General features: G+C 61.1%; 18 protein-coding genes. 11 read left to right on the plus strand and 7 right to left on the minus strand.

Annotated features, from left to right (window positions below):
• Positions 1-127 precede the first annotated feature (127 nt).
• Positions 128-1,648 carry an aldehyde dehydrogenase family protein gene (locus ACM6I6_RS29585; protein ID WP_274074440.1) on the minus strand — a complete coding sequence of 507 codons (1,521 nt, stop codon included), beginning with the start codon at positions 1,646-1,648 and terminating at the stop codon, positions 128-130.
• A 301-nt stretch (positions 1,649-1,949) separates the two neighbouring features.
• Here ACM6I6_RS29585 and ACM6I6_RS29590 point away from each other — a divergent pair, with 301 nt between their 5' ends.
• Entirely contained in the window at positions 1,950-3,872 is a 1,923-nt protein-coding gene (locus ACM6I6_RS29590) for a sigma-54-dependent Fis family transcriptional regulator (RefSeq protein WP_323607788.1), read from the plus strand.
• A gap of 36 nt (positions 3,873-3,908) precedes the next feature.
• On the opposite strand, the gene ACM6I6_RS29595 is transcribed toward ACM6I6_RS29590, so the two are convergent.
• Positions 3,909-5,033 carry a molecular chaperone DnaJ gene (locus tag ACM6I6_RS29595; protein WP_406591212.1) on the minus strand — a complete coding sequence of 375 codons (1,125 nt, stop codon included), beginning with the start codon at positions 5,031-5,033 and terminating at the stop codon, positions 3,909-3,911.
• A 194-nt stretch (positions 5,034-5,227) separates the two neighbouring features.
• Here ACM6I6_RS29595 and mpl point away from each other — a divergent pair, with 194 nt between their 5' ends.
• The 3 genes from mpl to ACM6I6_RS29610 are packed head-to-tail and all read left to right on the plus strand — an operon-like array spanning position 5,228 to position 7,483.
• Positions 5,228-6,577, plus strand: coding sequence for a UDP-N-acetylmuramate:L-alanyl-gamma-D-glutamyl-meso-diaminopimelate ligase (mpl, locus tag ACM6I6_RS29600; RefSeq protein ID WP_274074443.1), 1,350 nt, complete (start codon positions 5,228-5,230; stop codon positions 6,575-6,577).
• A complete protein-coding gene (ubiX, locus tag ACM6I6_RS29605; RefSeq protein WP_274074444.1) occupies positions 6,574-7,206 on the plus strand; it encodes a flavin prenyltransferase UbiX in 633 nt (210 codons plus the stop codon). The genes mpl and ubiX overlap by 4 nt, the downstream gene beginning before the upstream one ends.
• A complete protein-coding gene (locus tag ACM6I6_RS29610) occupies positions 7,199-7,483 on the plus strand; it encodes a YceK/YidQ family lipoprotein (RefSeq protein ID WP_323607792.1) in 285 nt (94 codons plus the stop codon). The genes ubiX and ACM6I6_RS29610 overlap by 8 nt, the downstream gene beginning before the upstream one ends.
• 85 nt (positions 7,484-7,568) lie before the next feature.
• Here the strand turns inward: ACM6I6_RS29610 and ACM6I6_RS29615 are convergent, their stop codons facing one another.
• The 3 genes from ACM6I6_RS29615 to ACM6I6_RS29625 form a co-directional block, all read right to left on the minus strand.
• The gene (locus ACM6I6_RS29615; protein ID WP_274074446.1) at positions 7,569-8,210 is read right to left on the minus strand and encodes an oxidoreductase; all 642 of its coding nucleotides are present in this window, start codon (positions 8,208-8,210) and stop codon (positions 7,569-7,571) included.
• Positions 8,211-8,237: 27 nt separating this feature from the next.
• On the minus strand, positions 8,238-9,956 hold the full coding sequence (locus ACM6I6_RS29620; RefSeq protein ID WP_274074447.1) for a C13 family peptidase: 1,719 nt from the start codon (positions 9,954-9,956) through the stop codon (positions 8,238-8,240).
• A 113-nt stretch (positions 9,957-10,069) separates the two neighbouring features.
• Positions 10,070-10,525 carry a MaoC family dehydratase gene (locus tag ACM6I6_RS29625; RefSeq protein ID WP_274074448.1) on the minus strand — a complete coding sequence of 152 codons (456 nt, stop codon included), beginning with the start codon at positions 10,523-10,525 and terminating at the stop codon, positions 10,070-10,072.
• Between the two features lie 194 nt (positions 10,526-10,719).
• Between ACM6I6_RS29625 and ACM6I6_RS29630 the strand changes: the two genes are divergently transcribed.
• From ACM6I6_RS29630 to ACM6I6_RS29640, 3 genes are read left to right on the plus strand one after another with little or no spacing between them, the layout of a single operon-like run.
• A complete protein-coding gene (locus tag ACM6I6_RS29630) occupies positions 10,720-11,082 on the plus strand; it encodes a CidA/LrgA family protein (protein WP_274074449.1) in 363 nt (120 codons plus the stop codon).
• Positions 11,079-11,795, plus strand: a complete 717-nt coding sequence (locus tag ACM6I6_RS29635; RefSeq protein ID WP_008065952.1) for an LrgB family protein — start codon at positions 11,079-11,081, stop codon at positions 11,793-11,795. Before ACM6I6_RS29630 ends, ACM6I6_RS29635 begins: the two co-directional genes overlap by 4 nt.
• An 11-nt stretch (positions 11,796-11,806) precedes the next feature.
• Positions 11,807-12,397 (plus strand): LON peptidase substrate-binding domain-containing protein, encoded by a 591-nt coding sequence (locus tag ACM6I6_RS29640; RefSeq protein WP_274074450.1) that lies wholly within the window; start codon positions 11,807-11,809, stop codon positions 12,395-12,397.
• Positions 12,398-12,406: 9 nt separating this feature from the next.
• Here the strand turns inward: ACM6I6_RS29640 and ACM6I6_RS29645 are convergent, their stop codons facing one another.
• Positions 12,407-13,723 carry a bifunctional DedA family/phosphatase PAP2 family protein gene (locus ACM6I6_RS29645; RefSeq protein ID WP_274074451.1) on the minus strand — a complete coding sequence of 439 codons (1,317 nt, stop codon included), beginning with the start codon at positions 13,721-13,723 and terminating at the stop codon, positions 12,407-12,409.
• Between the two features lie 175 nt (positions 13,724-13,898).
• Positions 13,899-14,597 carry a DNA-3-methyladenine glycosylase gene (locus ACM6I6_RS29650; RefSeq protein WP_323607793.1) on the minus strand — a complete coding sequence of 233 codons (699 nt, stop codon included), beginning with the start codon at positions 14,595-14,597 and terminating at the stop codon, positions 13,899-13,901.
• 188 nt (positions 14,598-14,785) lie between these two features.
• Here ACM6I6_RS29650 and ACM6I6_RS29655 point away from each other — a divergent pair, with 188 nt between their 5' ends.
• The 4 genes from ACM6I6_RS29655 (at position 14,786) to rlmH (ending at position 17,793) form a co-directional block, all read left to right on the plus strand.
• Positions 14,786-16,057: a glutamate-5-semialdehyde dehydrogenase gene (locus ACM6I6_RS29655; RefSeq protein WP_414921165.1), complete on the plus strand. Its 1,272-nt coding sequence runs from the start codon at positions 14,786-14,788 to the stop codon at positions 16,055-16,057.
• A gap of 1 nt (position 16,058) precedes the next feature.
• Positions 16,059-16,748: a nicotinate-nucleotide adenylyltransferase gene (gene nadD / locus ACM6I6_RS29660; RefSeq protein WP_274074454.1), complete on the plus strand. Its 690-nt coding sequence runs from the start codon at positions 16,059-16,061 to the stop codon at positions 16,746-16,748.
• A 73-nt stretch (positions 16,749-16,821) separates the two neighbouring features.
• The gene (rsfS, locus tag ACM6I6_RS29665; RefSeq protein WP_008065972.1) at positions 16,822-17,316 is read left to right on the plus strand and encodes a ribosome silencing factor; all 495 of its coding nucleotides are present in this window, start codon (positions 16,822-16,824) and stop codon (positions 17,314-17,316) included.
• 9 nt (positions 17,317-17,325) lie between these two features.
• A complete protein-coding gene (rlmH, locus tag ACM6I6_RS29670; RefSeq protein WP_007937439.1) occupies positions 17,326-17,793 on the plus strand; it encodes a 23S rRNA (pseudouridine(1915)-N(3))-methyltransferase RlmH in 468 nt (155 codons plus the stop codon).
• The last annotated feature ends 8 nt before the right edge of the window (positions 17,794-17,801 follow it).

Raw genomic sequence — 17,801 nt, forward strand, 5'->3', positions numbered from 1 at the left:
AGCGGCCAGGCCTTGAGTGTTATGTCAATGAGGGCGCCTTCGCCGGCAAGCCGGCTCCTACAGGTGCGGTGTGATCCTTGTAGGAGCTGGCTTGCCAGCGAAAGCCGTTACACGGTGTCGCGCCAGGTTAGAAGAAGCCCAGCGGATTGATGTCGTAGCTCACCAGCAGGTTTTTGGTCTGCTGATAGTGGTCGAGCATCATCTTGTGGGTTTCACGGCCGACGCCGGACTTCTTGTACCCGCCGAACGCGGCGTGCGCCGGGTACAGGTGGTAGCAGTTGGTCCAGACACGACCGGCCTTGATGGCGCGGCCCATGCGGTAGGCACGGTTGATGTCGCGGGTCCAGAGGCCGGCACCGAGGCCGAACTCGGTGTCGTTGGCGATGGCCAGGGCTTCGGCTTCGTCCTTGAAGGTGGTGATGCTCACCACCGGGCCGAAGATTTCTTCCTGGAACACGCGCATCTTGTTGGTGCCCTTGAGCAGGGTCGGCTGGATGTAATAACCGGAGGCCAGGTTGCCCTCGAGTTTTTCCACCTTGCCGCCGGTCAGCAGCTCGGCGCCTTCGCCCTTGGCGATTTCCAGGTACGAAAGAATCTTGTCGAACTGCTGCTCGGACGCCTGGGCGCCGACCATGGTGTCGGTGTCCAGCGGGTCGCCACGTTTGATTTGCAGGACTTTCTTCATCACGACGGCCATGAACTCGTCATAGATCGATTCCTGCACCAGTGCGCGGGACGGGCAGGTGCAGACTTCACCCTGGTTGAAGAACGCCAGCACCAGGCCTTCGGCGGCTTTTTCGATGAAGGACGGTTCGGCCTTCATGATGTCTTCGAAGAAGATGTTCGGCGACTTGCCACCCAGCTCCACGGTGGACGGAATGATGTTTTCGGCGGCGCATTTCATGATGTGCGAGCCGACCGGGGTCGATCCGGTGAAAGCGATCTTGGCAATGCGCTTGCTGGTGGCGAGGGCTTCGCCGGCTTCTTTGCCGTAACCCTGGACAATGTTCAGCACGCCCGGTGGCAGCAGGTCGCCGATCAGCTCGACCAGTACGGTGATGCCCAGAGGGGTTTGCTCGGCAGGCTTGAGCACCACGCAGTTACCGGCGGCCAGGGCCGGGGCGAGTTTCCAGGCGGCCATCAGGATCGGGAAGTTCCACGGAATGATCTGCCCGACTACGCCCAGGGGTTCATGGATGTGATAGGCCACGGTGTTGCCGTCGATTTCGGCAGCGCTGCCTTCCTGGGCGCGGATGCAGCCGGCGAAGTAGCGGAAATGGTCGGCAGCCAGCGGGATGTCGGCATTGAGGGTTTCGCGCACGGCCTTGCCGTTGTCCCAGGATTCGGTGATCGCCAGCAGTTCCAGGTTCTGTTCGATGCGGTCGGCGATTTTCAGCAGCACCAGCGAGCGTGCCTGGGCGGACGTGGCGCCCCAGGCATCGGCGGCCGCGTGGGCAGCGTCCAGGGCCTTGTCGATGTCTTCGGCCGTGGAGCGTGGGAATTCGGCAATGGGTTGGCCATTCACTGGCGAGGTATTGGTGAAGTACTGACCTTTGACAGGCGCGACGAACTCGCCGCCGATGTAGTTACCGTATTTGGCTTTGAACGAAACGATAGCGCCTTCAGTACCGGGGTGAGCGTAACGCATGATGTTTTCTCCTTGGTTCTTGTGCTTATAAGGAAGACGCGCGTGTGCGCTTGCTTTAAGCGTAGAGCAAGGGTCGGGCCACTGCCTTGCAGGTCATGTAAATCAAGGCCTTGCGCGGTTTTTGTCGGACGGGCGGAGAGTGCTTGTGACGCTTTCGGTACAGTGCTCGTGACACTTTGTACCGTTTCTGGCACAGGCTGTGACTGGCCGGTCTCGCCAGCATTGCAATGCTGGCCCGGCTGGAGGATGCTCGGCATCACCGCATGCACGGGTCGCCGAGCCCCGGGGAGCATAATAAGAAATGCACGACAACCATTTGAGTCGCCATGCCCAGCAGGTATTGACCGTCGCCCAGGGCAAGGCCCACCTGCAGGGGCCGGGCAGCGACCCGTCCATCGCCCGTTCCTGGCTGCGGTGCCTGGAGGACTATCATCTCGACCCCGCCCTGACCATGGCGCCGACGGTGCTGGAACATGGCCGCGTCCTGGAAAGCCGCGAGCGCTTGCAGCAGGTGCTGCACATCGCCGGTAATGAAATGACCAGCCTTCATCAGCAACTCTCCGGTGCCGGCCACGCTGTGCTGTTGACCGATGCTCGCGGGGTGATCCTCAATTGCGTGACGGCACCGGCCGAACGCAAGATTTTCGAGCGTGCCGGTCTCTGGCTGGGCGCCGACTGGAGCGAGGCCTGTGAAGGCACCAACGGCATCGGCACCTGCCTGGTGGAGCGCCAGTCGCTGACCATTCACCAAGATGAGCATTTCCGCGGGCGACACACCGGCCTGACCTGTTCGGCAAGCCCGGTATTCGATCCGCACGGCGAGCTGTTGGCGGTTCTCGACGTGTCCTCTGCCCGGCACGAGGTCTCGCGGCAAAGTCAGTTTCACACCATGGCCCTGGTCAATCTTTCGGCGAAGATGATCGAGAGCTGCTATTTCCTGCGTTGTTTCGACAATCAATGGCTGCTGCGTTTTCATCTGCAGGCCGAGTCCGTCGGTTTGTTCAGCGAAGGGCTGCTGGCGTTCGACGGTGAAGGGCGGATCTGCGCGGTCAATCAGAGCGCACTGAACCTGCTGGGGCATATCCGTGGCGGCTTGCTGGGCAAGCCGGTGGAGGCGTTTTTCGACTGCTCGCTGGACGAACTGCTCGGCCGCGCGAGCGTCAACGCCAGCGCCAGCTGGCCACTGCGCACCCGTGACGGACGCAACCTGTTCGCCGTGTTGCGCGGGCAGTCGCGTAAAGCGCCGGTAACGCCGGTGCCGCTGGTGCCAGGCCCGGTGGTGGAAGAGCGCTCGCGCCTGTCGGGCATTTGCCTCGGCGATCCAACGTTGCAGGCGGATTTCCGCAAGGCCCTGCGCGTATACGAGCGGGACGTCCCTTTGCTGATCAACGGCGAAACCGGTTCGGGCAAAGAAGCCTTCGCCAAGGCCGTCCACCAGGCCAGCCAGCGAGCGGAAAAAGCCTTCGTCGCCCTCAACTGTGCGGCCATCCCCGAAAGCCTGATCGAGAGTGAGCTGTTCGGCTATCGCGGCGGCAGCTTCACCGGTGCGCGCAAGGAGGGCATGCGCGGCAAGCTGCAGCAGGCCGATGGCGGGACCTTGTTCCTCGACGAAATCGGCGACATGCCGCTGGCCATGCAGACCCGTTTGTTGCGCGTGCTGGAAGATCGGCAAGTGGTGCCAATCGGTGGCGAGCCGGAATCAGTCAACGTGCGGATCATCAGTGCCACGCACCGCAATCTGCTGGAGCGGGTGCAGGACGGCGGTTTTCGCGAGGATCTTTATTATCGGCTCAATGGGCTCGAAGTCGCGTTGCCGGCGTTGCGCGAGCGCAGTGACAAATCGCAGTTGCTCGACTTCCTGCTGGCCGAGGAGGCGCGCGGGGAAACCGTGCTGATCGACGGGCCGGCGCGCGAGGCGTTGTTGGGATTCGCCTGGCCGGGCAACGTGCGGCAGATGCGCAATGTGTTGCGTACGTTGGCGGCGTTGTGTGACGGCGGACGGATCGGGCTGGAGGATCTGCCGGCGATGATTCGTCAGGCGCAGCCGGTGGTCGTGCCAAAAATTGAAGAGCCTTGCGAACATCCGCTGGAAGATGCCGAGCGGCTGGCGCTGTTGAATGCGCTGGAGCATACGCGCTGGCATATGACGAATACGGCTGAGCTGTTGGGGCTCAGCCGCAATACCCTCTACAGGAAGCTACGCAAGCACGGGATCTCCCGTTAGGGAGTGGGTGTTTGAGTGAACCTGAACAACTGTGGCTCAACGAAAAAATGTATCCGGGAAGTCATCGAATAGAGTTTCATCAAACTCCATGGTCTTCTGATATTGCCGTAGTTGCTTTAGCCATGATTTCAGGACTTTAGGATCCTTGAGCTGTTCATGCAGAACGCTTAGCTCTTCGATGTCAGTGTTCAACATGTCGAGTTGGTGTTGATAGATGTCAGGCAGGTTCTGAACGGATAGCTCATCGAATGGCTCGAGATTGAATTGTTGCCTGAAAGACAGTTCAAGGTTGAGCACTTCCAGTTCCAACTCATCCAGTTGCTCGGTCAGGACCTGGTTGTAGTGCTTGAGTCGATCAGCAGACAGTGTTTCAAGAGTGCTCGCATTGATGTGCTCCATTTCCAACTGCAGTTGCAGCAGTTCGAGCAAGTTCCGTTCGCTATATGCCTGGTTGACGCGCTGCATCAGCGATGTCTTTCGTTTGCGCTCGTCCGGATCGGTTTCCCGGTCGGGATGCAGGGCACTGGCCAGTTTGCGGTAAACCTCGCGAATAGATTGACTGACTTGGGCAGCCTCTTCTTTCAGGCGCTGTTGGCGTGCGTTTTTTTTACCCGGTTTTTGCTGCTGTGCGGTGTGTTCAGCTTGCTGCTGTTCAAGAATTTTTTGCGCAATGTCTTCAGGGGACTGCATGTCGACATCATCGTCCAACTCAACACCGAATATGTCTTTCAGGCCGAGTTTGAATAATTCGTCTCCTTCACGCTCATCTGCGTCAAAGTCACCGCCGCTATGCTTGTTGTACAGCGCTTTCAAAGCGGCTTCCTGCTCCTCATTACAGCCGCGATCGATCAATGAGTAAGCTTGGTCAAGGATTTCCTGAACCAAGGTCCGGCGATCGACTTTCGAGAGCTTGATCCGTTCGCTGAGATGATCCAGGGCATGCACAAGCTCAACATTGCATTGATGAAATTGCTCGAGCCGGGGGGCGAACTCGAGATGCCAACGTTCGATATACAGGGGAGTAGCGGATTGCCATTCCTGAAGCACCAGGCGATGTTTTTCGATCTTCTTGATGAGCCCGTTGAATTTCCGCTGTCCAGCGGAAAGTTTTTTCGTGCCTGAGGCAGGTGCGATGTTGATCTGGGAAGTGTTGTTCTTCACGGACTGCTCCAAGTGAACGTTCAAGGGATGAGCGGCATTATCAAGGTAAATCCAGCCTGGAACAGCGCATTCTGATGCCAAGTGTTTTCGGATGATGCAATAGTGTAGAGGGAAGCAGCATGGGTCAGCTCAAACACAAGGTGCGATTTTCCCCTCCCTAAGCTAACCTGCGGCCATGTTTTACGAGGTCGACTATGCACATTCATATTCTGGGTATCTGCGGCACTTTCATGGGTTCGATGGCGGTCCTGGCCAAAGAGCTCGGCCATCACGTGACCGGCTCCGATGCCAACGTCTACCCGCCGATGAGCACTCAGCTCGAGGCTCAGGGCATTGAGTTGACCCAGGGCTACGACCCGGCGCAACTGGACCCGGCCCCCGATCTGGTGGTCATCGGCAACGCCATGTCGCGCGGCAACCCGGCGGTCGAATACGTGCTGAACAAAGGCCTGCCTTACGTTTCCGGCCCGCAATGGCTGGCCGACCATGTGCTGCAAGGCCGCTGGGTACTGGCGGTCGCCGGTACGCACGGCAAGACCACCACCAGCAGCATGCTCGCCTGGGTGCTGGAGCACGCGGGCATGAGCCCGGGCTTCCTGATCGGCGGTGTACCGCAGAACTTCTCGGTATCGGCGCGCCTGGGTGACACACCGTTTTTCGTGATCGAAGCCGACGAGTACGACAGCGCGTTCTTCGACAAACGCTCCAAGTTCGTTCACTACCGTCCGCGCACGGCGATCCTGAACAACCTGGAGTTCGACCACGCCGATATCTTCCCGGATCTGCCGGCCATCGAGCGACAGTTCCACCATCTGGTGCGAACCATCCCGAGCGAAGGCCTGGTGATTCATCCGACTACCGAACCGGCCTTGCTGCGCGTGATCGAGATGGGTTGCTGGACCCCGGTGCAAACCACCGGTGCCGGCGGGCAGTGGCAGGTCAAGCTGCTCAGTGAGGATGGCTCGAAGTTCGAAGTGATGTTCGAAGGCGTCGCTCAAGGCGTGGTCGATTGGGACATGACCGGCCAGCATAACGTGGCCAATGCATTGGCCACCTTGGCTGCCGCGCGCCATGTTGGCGTGGTTCCGGCCATGGGCATCGCCGCATTGAGCGCCTTCAAAAGCGTGAAGCGACGCATGGAAAAAGTCGCAGAGGTGCGCGGCATCACCATCTACGATGACTTCGCTCACCACCCGACGGCCATCGCCACCACACTCGACGGCCTGCGCAAGCGCATTGGCGATGCGCCGTTGATTGCGATCATCGAACCGCGCTCCAACTCCATGAAGCTGGGCGCGCACCGTGACGGCTTGCCGGAGAGCGTGGTCGATGCCGACCAGGTGATCTGGTATGCACCGGCCAATCTCGGCTGGGATCTGGCCGGCACCGCGGCGCTGTGCACGGTACCGTCGATTGTCAGCGACTCGCTGGAAGGCATCATCGAGCGGGTCAAGAGCCAGGCCCAGCCGGGCACCCACGTGGTGATCATGAGCAACGGCGGCTTCGGCGGCCTGCACGGCAAGCTGGCCGAGGCGCTCAAATGAGTAACGGTCCGGACCGCATCACGCTGGCGATGACGGGCGCTTCCGGCGCCCAGTATGGCTTGCGCCTGCTCGATTGCCTGGTGCGCGAAGAGCGCGAAGTGCACTTCCTGATTTCCAAGGCCGCGCAACTGGTGATGGCCACCGAAACAGACGTCACGCTACCGGCCAAGCCACAGATGATGCAGGCCTTCCTCACCGAATACACCGGTGCTGCCGCTGGGCAGATTCGGGTCTACGGCAAGGAAGACTGGATGTCGCCGGTGGCCTCGGGCTCCGGTGCGCCGGCGGCGATGGTGGTGGTGCCGTGCTCCACCGGGACCCTGTCGGCCATCGCGACGGGAGCGTGCAACAACCTGATCGAACGCGCCGCCGATGTCACGCTCAAGGAGCGCCGGCAGCTGATCCTGGTGCCCCGTGAAGCGCCATATTCGAGTATTCACCTGGAACACATGCTCAAGTTGTCGAACATGGGCGTGACGATTTTGCCGGCCTCGCCGGGTTTCTATCATCAGCCACAAACCATCGACGACCTGATCGATTTCGTCGTGGCGCGGATCCTCAATCTGCTGAACATTCCTCAGGACATGCTGCCGCGTTGGGGCGAATACCATCTGACCAGCGATGAGTAAGTGGTTGGTTATAGTGCTGGCGTTACAGCTGGCGGGATGTGCGACGGCGCGTACGCTGGATGCGGCCAAGCCAGGCGCGCCAGTGGTGTACTCCGGGACGCGGCTGGATTTGTATGCGCTCAATGGCGGTTGTTGCGCGATGGATCGCTTCGGCGCCGAGGCACCGAGCTATCCGGGTGTTGATCTGCCGGCCAGTGCGCTGTTGGATACGCTGCTGTTACCGTTGTCGTTGCTGACGGTGATCGGCGTGAGTTTCCAGGCAACCGGCGGATTGTAAAAACAAAAGATCGCAGCCTTCGGCAGCTCCTACATTGGGAAGGTGTACACCCTGTAGGAGCTGCCGAAGGCTGCGATCTTTTGATCTATTTGCCCAGCTTCCTCAACTCATCCGACTCGACAATCCGCACCCCATCCTGCTCCTCCAGGGCGAGGCGCCACATCGCGCGGGCCAGCTGACAAGCTTCTATGCCTCGGTACTTGCCGGGAATCAGTTTCGACAAGGGCCCGGCGAACTGCTCGCCCAGGCGTGGCTGGGTGCGTTCGCCCAACAGCAACGAAGGACGGCAGATGGTCAACTGCGGCCAGTCCTGCGCGCGCAAGGCATATTCCATTTCGCCTTTGACCCGGTTGTAGAAAATCGAGGACCTGCGATCGGCGCCCAGGGCGCTGATCACGATCAGGTGCCGTGCACCCATCTCCCGGGCACGCTTGGCGAACGCCACCACCATGTCCAGGTCCACCGCGCGAAACGCCTGCTCCGAGCCGGCCTGTTTGATGGTGGTGCCCAGGCAGCAGTAGGCGATGTCGACGCGGCCGTTCAATTGCGGCAGGAACTCAGTGGGGTCGCCTACCGGGTTCTCCAGGTGCGGATGTTCGGCCAGTGGTCGGCGCGAGGGGGCCAATACTCGCGATATCGTTGGCTCGTTGAGCAAGCGATCGAGTAAGTGTTCACCGGTCAAACCAGTGGCTCCGGCAAGCAACACGTGCTGAGGCGTCAAGTACATAATGTTTCTCCCTTGATACAGTTCAGCTTAGTTGTTCTTTGCATCCTTGCTGTCAATGGAGACACTTTGCAGCGCTTTTCGTGCCTGCTGCTTACGTAACAGTTGCCAATGCGAGAGCACGGTTTTCGGTGCCCAGATCTGCGGTTCGGAGGCTTCGAAATTGTCCGCCAGCTCGCGCTCGGCGACAGTGGCCTTGGCCAGTTTGAAGGCTTGCTCCAGGTCATCGGTCTGGTTCAGCGCCTGGGCGAAAAGGGCGTCGCCGAAGTAGGTGAAGTTAGCTTCTTCGGAACAGCCGAAGGACACGCGGTCAGCTCGCGAGGCGGTCATGATCAGGGTGCGTTCGTCTTTCAGGGCGGGGATGAAACCGCCGGAGTAGCAGGACGAAATCACGATGATCTTGTCGCGGTTTTTCAGCGGGGCAAGGACGGCGGCAAGCTCGTCGGCGGGCAGGTCCGCCAGTTCCATGCGCGGCTGGTCGAGCACCAGTTCGTGCTCGCTGGTGCCATGGCTGGTCAGGTAGATGAACACCAGGTCTTCCGGGCCGCTGCGTTCGGCTAGCGTCTGGGCGGCGCGCCGCAGGTTCTCCCGGGTTGCCATCGGCCGGTCGCCGAGGTGGTCGCGATGGTTCACCAGGCGGATCTGGCCATAGGCGCCGAAGCGGCTGGTGAGCATGTTCGCGACATAGTCGGATTCGCGCAGGAACACGCTCTGCTTGCCGTCGCCGCCAAGGGTCAGGGTATAAAGCTCCACGGCCGGGGTCGAGGCTGGAACGTTGCTCAGCGCCTCTTCGAGCAAGCGCCCCTGGGCCAGCAAGCCAAGCTCGAGGGTGTCGGGCAGCAATTTGCCCTCGGCGTCGCGCACGCGCTGGCCGTTGATCCAGGTGCCACTGAGCACGGAACCGTCGGTGAGGACCAGGGTGCCGCGCCCGGAGTAAGTGTCGTTGTCGAACTGGCCGGTGTAGAAGCTGCCGTCGGCCAGGTTCAAGCGGCCCTGGCCGGTGAAGCGCCAGTCGCTGAAGTGGCCGATGTAATGGCTGCCGTCGGCGCCGATCAATTCGCCCTTGCCGTTGAGCGAACCTTCCTTGAACTGACCCAGCCAGACGTCGCCGTCGGCGTTTTCATAACGACCCTTGCCGTGCAATTGGTTGTTCTTGAACCCGCCGACATAGATATCGCCTTCGGCACTGTTGAAGGTTCCGTTGCCTTCCAGCTGACCATCGACGAAGTGCCCGGTGAATTGATTGCCGCTGCCGTCGCTGCGTTGGCCATCGCCATTGGGCTTGCCGTGGGCGAACTGGCCCTGATAGGCGCTGCCATCTTCGAGCTCCAGGCGGCCGAGCCCCGAATATTGGTCGGCCTTGAACCCGCCCCGGTAAAGCATGCCGTGTTCTTTTAGGGTGCCTTCGCCGTCGCGTCGGCCCAGCTTGAAGCCACCGTCGTAACTGCCACCGTTGGTGGTCAGGGACCCTTGGCCATCGAACAGGCCTTGCTTGAACTGCCCGCGATAGACCTCGCCATTGCTGCCATGCCATTCACCCTGGCCATGCCACTGGCCCTGATCGAACTCGCCGGCGTACCAGCTGCCGTTCGGGTAGTCGATGCGGCCCTGGCCCTGCAGCAACCCGTTGACCAGCTCCCCGCGATAGCGTCCACCGTCCGGCAGGCGGGCGTCCGCGGGCAATAGCGATTCGCCGTCGCCGCAAGCGGTGAGCATCAGGGTCAAGGCGAGGAGTGCAAGTGGGCGCATAGCGGGTTCCGGGCAATTAGGCGACCGAGTATGCCGCAGCTATGTGTCCTTATACAGCCGGTAGAAAAACAGCCGGTGCGAAACAGCCTGTGCTGCTTCGCATCCCGGAGGGCTTACACGAAGCAGAGCGACAGGGATTCGGCGACGTACGCCGGTTTGTCCATGCCGTCGATTTCCAGTGTGGCGATGGCCTTGAGCAGCCATTGACCGGGTTTTTTCTCGGTGACCTCGGACAGTTCGACCTTGAGGCGCACCTTCGAATCGACCTTGACCGGCTGAATGAAGCGCACGCTGTCCAGACCGTAGTTGACCACCATTTTCAAGCCTTCTGGCATGACGAGGATGTCTTCCATCAGTTTCGGAATCAGCGACAGCGACAGAAAGCCGTGGGCAATGGTACCGCCAAAGGGTGTTTGCGCGGCCTTGACCGGGTCGACGTGGATGAACTGATAGTCCCCGGTGGCTTCGGCGAACAGGTTGATGCGCTCCTGATCGATGGTGAGCCATTCGGAACGTCCGAGTTCCTTGCCGATATAATCTTTGAGCTCTGCAACGGGTACATAGGGCATTGAGACTCTCCTGGGTTCATCGATTTTATAGTTTTTAGGTGGGGGGATTTGACCTCCCGGATTTACCACTTTAGATCACCATGGCAAAAGGCCGCGGTCAACAGACCATGCTTATGGCGAATGCCGGTCCATAGCGCAAGCGTGCTTATAATGCGCGGGCCGATGCGGGTGACGGATTTTGCGGGAGATCTTTGATGTTGTTACGTGGCCTGACCTGGCTGGTGCTGTTCCAATTGCTCGGCACCGCGATCAACCATTTGTTCTTGCCCTTCCTGCCGGGGCCGATCATCGGCCTGCTGCTGTTGCTGATATTTCTGATCGGTCGTGGCCAGGTCGGTGAGCCGTTGAACCTTGCAGCCAGCAGCCTGCTGCGCTACCTGCCATTGCTGCTGGTGCCGCCGGCCGTAGGGGTGATGGTGTACGCCGCGGACATCGCCGCCGATTTCTGGGCCATTGTCGGCGCGCTGGTGTTGTCATTGTTGCTGTCGATGGCGTTCGCTGGTGTCCTCATGCAACGCATGGTCAAGCGCCATGTTCAACCTGAGGACGGCCAATGATCCTGGACTGGCACGGCGCCTGGACGTCGGTGATTCATCATCCCTTGTTCGGCATCGGCATCACGCTCGGCGCCTATCAACTGGTGCTGGCGGCGTTCGAGAAAACCCGCTGGATCTTTTTGCAGCCTGTGCTGGTCTCCATGTTGCTGGTGATCGGTGTGCTGGTCGGCTGCGGTCTGACCTACGCCGAGTACCGCAAGAGCACCGAGATCCTCAGTATTTTGCTCGGCCCTGCGACGGTCGCGCTGGCCGTGCCGCTTTACCTCAATCTGCGGCGGATCCGACAGTTGTTCTGGCCGATATTTACTACGCTGGTGATAGGCGGTGTGGTCGCCACGTGCATGGGCGTGCTGTTGGGCTGGTGGTTTGGGGCCGAACACATGATCCTGATGACCATGGCGCCGAAATCGGTGACGTCGCCCATCGCCATGCTGGTGGCCGAGCAGATTGGTGGCGTCGCCGCGCTGGCGGCGGTGTTCGTGCTGATCACCGGGGTAATCGGGGCGATCTTCGGCCCGAGCCTGTTGACCCGGCTCGGTGTCCACAGTCCCGAGGCTCGCGGCATGGCCCTGGGCATGACCGCCCATGCGGTCGGCACCGCGGTGGCGATGCAGGAAAGTGACGAATGTGGCGCCTTCGCGGCGCTGGCGATGAGTTTGATGGGCGTGGCCACGGCGGTATTCCTGCCGTTGGCGGTGTCGATGGTGGTGTAAGGAATATGTCTATGAGTCTGCCGCTTTTTCCGCTGAACACGGTGCTGTTTCCGGGTTGCATCCTCGACCTGCAGATTTTCGAGGCGCGTTACCTGGACATGATCGGTCGCTGCATGAAACAGGGCGGCGGCTTCGGCGTGGTGTGCATCCTTGAAGGGAGCGAAGTCGGTATCGCGCCGCAGGGCTTTGCCATGGTCGGTTGTGAAGCGCGCATCACCGATTTTCAGCAGCAGGACAACGGCCTGCTGGGGATACGGGTTGAGGGCGGGCGACGGTTCAACGTGTTGACCACCGAAGTCCAGCGCGACCAGCTGATCCTCGCCGAGGTCGAATGGCTGGAAGACGAGCCTGAGCAGCCGCTGCAGGACGAAGACGCCGATCTGGTGGCCTTGCTCAAGGCCCTGGCCGAACACCCGATGGTCGAAGCGCTGAACATGGGCACCGAGGCCACCGGACAACAGTCGCTGGCCAACCAGCTGGCTTACCTGTTGCCGTTTGCCGAAGTGGACAAGATCGACCTGCTGCAACTTGATGATCCGCAGCAACGGCTGGATGCGATTCAGGCGTTGCTGGATGAGTTGCAGGGGGAGTTGTTTGCCTGACCCTTTTGGCTAATACGCGTAACGCAACATCGTGTGCGGCAAATGCCTCAATACGAAAAATCCGAACAACGCCACCAGCGCAGGCAGCACCAGCCACCAGACTCTGGGCGGCATGGCGTTGAGCGAAGTCCGGCGCTGACACAGCCACAAACTCGCCGCACAAACACACGACGCCAGCATCGCGCCCGCCAGCACATCTGTCGGCCAGTGTGCACCGAGGTAAACGCGGGAGAGGGCGATCGCCAGCGCCGGCAAGCACGCCACCAGCAACCAGGTCAGGCGCATCCGTGGCGGTTGCCCGCGGCCGGCCAGGACGGCGAGGGTCAGGAACAGTGCAAACGCCCCGGATGCGTGGCCGCTGGGCATGCTGTAGCTGGTCAGCGGGTCGCTCAATACCTCCGGGCGCACGCGGCCGAAAAAGTGTTTGGTCAGGGTGTTGCCCAGCGCGGTGCAGAGCAGGGTGGTGGTGGCGAAGATCAGCTGGCGCCATTGCCGGGTAATCAGCAGCAGCACCACCAGCAAGGCGCTGAAAATCAGCATGTTGCGAAATTCGCCAATCAGGGTGAAGACCACGGCCACTTCATCGAGCGTCGGGCTGCGGTGCTCCTGCACCAGGGTCATGACCCCCTGATCGAGGGCGTCCAGGTGCGGATAACCGATAAACAGACCCGCCAGAATCAGCAGGCTCATGCCGGCAATGAACACCGTGGCCTTGCGATGGCGGCGCAGGCTGCTGGTTGCGCTCAGCCCGACCATGATTGCAATGCTGCCGGCCACGATGCCGGCCTCAAGCCAGAAGCCTTCGGGCAGCGGCAATCGAATCGCCGCGCCTGTGGCCCAGCCCGGTAGCAGGTATGCCACCGACCAGCCGGCGCCAGCCAGCAGGCTGACCGCGAAGAAGCGCGGGAAGGGCATGTCGAACATCCCGGCGACCATCGGCAGCATCGGGCGCAGGGGGCCGATGAAGCGTCCGACCAGCAGGCTGGCGATACCGTAGCGCTGGAAATACGCTTCTGCCCCGGCGATCCATTCCGGGTGATGACGCAAGCCCGGCAGGCGCCGGATGTTCTGATGGAAGTGTCGGCCGAGGAAATACGAAACCACGTCGCCGAGCACGCCGGCGAGAAAACCCAGGAGCAAGGTCTCACTCAATGACAGTGCGCCGCTGCCGGCCAGTACCGCAACGGCGAACAGCAATACGGTGCCAGGCACGATCAGGCCGGCAATCGCCAGGCATTCCACAAAGGCCACGATGAATACCGCTGCCGCCAGCCATTGCGGGTTGACCGTCAACCAGCCGGTCACGCTATCGAGCCATGGGCCCATAAAAACAACTCCATCGAATTCAAATGGCCCTTGGCGGGCGAATATCATCTTAAAACGCTACGTGTCCCCTGTAGGAGCGAGCTTGCTCGCGAAAGCGGTGGATCAGCCAGCGTTGATGTCGACTGACCCGGTGCATTCGCGAGCAAGCTCGCTCCTACAATGAATCATTCCAGTGTCAGGTCAGTATTAGATAATCGCGACCTTCGACCTGGCCCCGTCGCAGCGGGTTCCGCGTGCAATAGGCGGCATAGGCCGCGTCGACGAAGCGGTACATCAGATGCTCGTCGCGTCCATGGGGAATGCCCAGGCGGGTGGCCTGGATGATGTGGGCTGGGGTCTGTCCGACGTCCTCCACCAGTAAAATTTCATGATCGAAGCGCTTGGCGTCCCATACCGGCACCTTCAAGCCCAGCGACTTGCAGAGCAGTGTCTGCCCCGCGCAGAGCTTTTGCGAGGGGCGAGGGCGGCCTTGGGCGTCGGGGTTGTTCAACAACATCTGCGCAAGGCTCGCCGACCCGCTCAACTCGTCGACCCAGGGGTAGGCGGATTTGATCAGCACGGCATTGCCCGGCCCTTGGGCGCTGAAGTTGAGTGAATCGCCGCCGCGAGCGTAGTACATATAGATATGCCCGCCATCCAGAAACAAAGCCTTACGCTTTTCTGTGTAGCCGAGGGAGGCGTGGCTGCCTTTTTCTGCGCAGTAATAGGCTTCTGTCTCGATGATCCGCGCGCTGAGCCACTGATCGCCGACCCGATGGCGGATGACTTTTCCGAGTAGATCGCGGGCGAGAACTTGCGCGTCGCGGTCGAAAAACGCGTCCGGAAGGCCCTTGGGCAGGCCCTCGGCGGAGGCGCGAACAGTCAGGTTAGTCATGATGAACGGCGTTTATCAGGGCTAGTGAGTCGTGATGATAACAATTTGCAGCTTAATCCCGGCTGAACGTCGGCAAATTGCCCTCGATTTCGACCATCCGCCCGTCACCGCTGTTAGTCGGCGGACGCGACAGCTATAATCTGCCGCTTTACTCTTTACCAAGACCTTAGCAAAGACCACTCCAGACCATGACTGAGTCCGTTCTTGACTACATGACCCGCCTGGGTCGCGCTGCCCGCGAGGCTTCCCGCGTGATCGGCCGTGCCAGCACCGCGCAGAAAAACCGCGCGCTGCAGGCGGCTGCCAATGCGCTGGATGCAGCCCGCGGCGAATTGACCGCGGCCAATGAGCTGGACCTGGCGGCTGGTCGCGCCAATGGTCTGGAGCCGGCCCTGCTCGAGCGTCTGGCGCTGACCCCGGCGCGTATCGACGGCATGATCGTTGGCCTGCGCCAGGTCGCGGCGTTGCCCGACCCGGTCGGCGCGATCCGCGACATGAGCTATCGCCCGTCGGGTATCCAGGTGGGCAAGATGCGCGTCCCGCTTGGCGTGATCGGGATCATCTACGAGTCACGGCCGAATGTGACCATCGATGCGGCCAGCCTGTGCCTGAAGTCTGGCAACGCGACCATCCTGCGCGGCGGCTCCGAAGCCATTCATTCCAATCGTGCCATCGCCGCCTGCATCCAGCGCGGCCTGGCCGAGGCCGATCTGCCGGCCGCCGTGGTGCAAGTGGTGGAAACCACTGATCGCGCTGCCGTTGGTGCGCTGATCAGCATGCCTGAATACGTCGACGTCATTGTGCCCCGTGGTGGCCGTGGCCTGATCGAGCGCGTCAGTCGGGATGCCCGGGTGCCGGTGATCAAGCACCTGGACGGTATCTGCCACGTTTTCGTGAGCGAGCACGCCGACCTGGCGAAAGCCCAGCGCATCGCGTTCAACGCCAAGACTTACCGCTACGGCATCTGCGGGGCGATGGAGACGCTGCTGGTCGATCAAATCGTTGCCAAAGATTTCCTGCCGGCGATGGCGGCCCAGTTCCGCGAAAAAGGCGTCGAACTGCGCGGCTGCGAGCGTACCCGGGCAATCATCGATGCCGTGCCGGCCACGCAAGAGGACTGGAGCACCGAGTACCTGGCGCCCATCCTGTCGATCCGCGTGGTCGACGGGCTTGACCAGGCGATCGAGCACATCAACCATTTTGGCTCCCATCACACCGATTCGATTGTCAGCGAACATCAGGGCGACACCCGGCGTTTCGTGGCTGAAGTCGATTCTTCGTCGGTGATGATCAACACCCCGACCTGCTTCGCCGATGGCTTCGAATACGGATTGGGTGCCGAGATCGGCATTTCTACTGATAAGCTGCACGCCCGCGGCCCGGTCGGTCTCGAAGGTCTGACCTGCGAGAAGTACATCGTGGTCGGTGATGGCCAGTTGCGCGGACAGGAGCCGGTCTGACTTGGGCGACCTCGACCCGTCAGTCCCGGTCACCGCCAGCGCGCCTGCACCTCGACGCATCGGCGTACTGGGCGGGACCTTCGACCCGGTGCACATCGGCCATTTGCGGGGTGCGCTGGAAGTCGCCGAATCGCTGGCGCTCGATGAATTGCGCCTGACACCCAGTGCCAGGCCGCCCCATCGGGGTACGCCGCAGGTGTCGGCGAAAGACCGTCTGGCGATGGTCGAATGCGCGGTGGCCGGTGTGGCACCGTTGGTGGTGGACGACCGCGAATTGCAGCGGGACAAACCGTCCTACACCATTGATACCCTGGAGTTGATGCGTGCCGAAATGCCCGCCGAGACCCAGGTTTTTCTGCTTTTGGGCTGGGACGCATTTTGCGGCCTGCCCACTTGGCACCGCTGGGAAGAGTTGCTCCAGCATTGCCATATCCTGGTGTTGCAACGCCCGGATGCCGACAGCGAACCGCCGGATGCCTTGCGCAACCTGCTGGCAGCGCGCTCGGTGAGCGACCCGCTGGCCCTCAAGGGGCCGAGCGGACAGATTGCATTCGTCTGGCAGACACCGCTCGCGGTTTCCGCCACCCAGATCCGTCAACTGCTGGCCAGCGGTAAGTCGGTACGTTTCCTGGTGCCCGACGCGGTCCTGGCCTACATCGATGCGCACGGGCTTTACCGTGCGTCGAACTGAATAGGAGTGCTTCAAGGCACGTGGCAACAACGTGTACCGAAGCGCCCGAACATACGAGCAAAACGAGTTTTATATGACGAGCAACAACGAAAGCAAAGTTAAACGCAAAGGCACGTTCAAGAGCGCTCCGCTGCCTGAGAAGGTACTGGCTGCCGAACCGCCAAAAGGCGACGAGCTGGTCAAGATCGCCGTAGCCGCCCTGGAAGACGTCAAGGCCCAGGACGTGCTGGTGATCGATGTTCGCGACAAGCAGAGCATCACTGACTACATGATCATCGCCACTGGTACCTCCAACCGCCAGATCGGCGCGATGCTGGACAAGGTTCGCGAAGCCGTCAAAGCCCTGGGCATCAAGCCGCTGGGTGAAGAAGGCAAGGGCGACAGCGACTGGGTGCTGTTGGACATGGACGACGTGATCGTTCACATGATGACCTCCAATGCCCGCCAGTTCTACGACCTGGAGCGCCTGTGGAAAGGTGCCGAGCAGAGCCGTGCCGCTGATGGCAAACACCACAGCCCTGAAGTCGGTCATGAGCATTTCACCAAGCTCAACAAAGACCAGGAATAAGGAACGGCTGTGCGACTGCGACTGATCGCCGTCGGTTCCCGCATGCCCAAGTGGGTGGAAGAAGGCTGGCATGAATATGCCAAGCGTCTTCCGTCCGAATTGGCGCTGGAACTGGTGGAAATACCGCTCAATACCCGTGGCAAGAACGCCGACGTGGCGCGCTTCATCCGTCAGGAAGGCGAAGCCATGCTGGCCAAGGTCGGGCCAAACGAGCGCGTTGTCACCCTCGAAGTCCACGGCAAGCCCTGGAGCACCGAGCAGCTGGCGGTCGAGCTCGATCGCTGGCGGCTGGACTCGCGCACGGTCAACTTCATGGTTGGCGGCCCCGAAGGGCTGGCACCGGAAGTCTGCGCCCGTGCCGATCAGCGCTGGTCGCTATCACCGCTGACGTTGCCGCACCCGCTGGTGCGCATCCTCATCGGCGAGCAGCTGTATCGTGCCTGGACAGTGCTGTCCGGTCACCCTTACCACAAGTAGTTGCGCCC

Source organism: Pseudomonas sp. IT-P218, assembly GCF_949767605.1.
In the GTDB taxonomy this organism is placed as follows: Bacteria; Pseudomonadota; Gammaproteobacteria; order Pseudomonadales; family Pseudomonadaceae; genus Aquipseudomonas; species Aquipseudomonas putida_AE.

Coding starts and splice junctions, on each gene's coding strand:
- ACM6I6_RS29585 (WP_274074440.1), bottom strand. CDS start 1,648: ATGCGTTACGCTCACCCCGGTACTGAAGGCGCTATCGTTTCGTTCAAA.
- ACM6I6_RS29590 (WP_323607788.1), top strand. CDS start 1,950: ATGCACGACAACCATTTGAGTCGCCATGCCCAGCAGGTATTGACCGTC.
- mpl (WP_274074443.1), top strand. CDS start 5,228: ATGCACATTCATATTCTGGGTATCTGCGGCACTTTCATGGGTTCGATG.
- ubiX (WP_274074444.1), top strand. CDS start 6,574: ATGAGTAACGGTCCGGACCGCATCACGCTGGCGATGACGGGCGCTTCC.
- ACM6I6_RS29610 (WP_323607792.1), top strand. CDS start 7,199: ATGAGTAAGTGGTTGGTTATAGTGCTGGCGTTACAGCTGGCGGGATGT.
- ACM6I6_RS29615 (WP_274074446.1), bottom strand. CDS start 8,210: ATGTACTTGACGCCTCAGCACGTGTTGCTTGCCGGAGCCACTGGTTTG.
- ACM6I6_RS29620 (WP_274074447.1), bottom strand. CDS start 9,956: ATGCGCCCACTTGCACTCCTCGCCTTGACCCTGATGCTCACCGCTTGC.
- ACM6I6_RS29625 (WP_274074448.1), bottom strand. CDS start 10,525: ATGCCCTATGTACCCGTTGCAGAGCTCAAAGATTATATCGGCAAGGAA.
- ACM6I6_RS29630 (WP_274074449.1), top strand. CDS start 10,720: ATGTTGTTACGTGGCCTGACCTGGCTGGTGCTGTTCCAATTGCTCGGC.
- ACM6I6_RS29635 (WP_008065952.1), top strand. CDS start 11,079: ATGATCCTGGACTGGCACGGCGCCTGGACGTCGGTGATTCATCATCCC.
- ACM6I6_RS29640 (WP_274074450.1), top strand. CDS start 11,807: ATGAGTCTGCCGCTTTTTCCGCTGAACACGGTGCTGTTTCCGGGTTGC.
- ACM6I6_RS29645 (WP_274074451.1), bottom strand. CDS start 13,723: ATGGGCCCATGGCTCGATAGCGTGACCGGCTGGTTGACGGTCAACCCG.
- ACM6I6_RS29650 (WP_323607793.1), bottom strand. CDS start 14,597: ATGACTAACCTGACTGTTCGCGCCTCCGCCGAGGGCCTGCCCAAGGGC.
- ACM6I6_RS29655 (WP_414921165.1), top strand. CDS start 14,786: ATGACTGAGTCCGTTCTTGACTACATGACCCGCCTGGGTCGCGCTGCC.
- rsfS (WP_008065972.1), top strand. CDS start 16,822: ATGACGAGCAACAACGAAAGCAAAGTTAAACGCAAAGGCACGTTCAAG.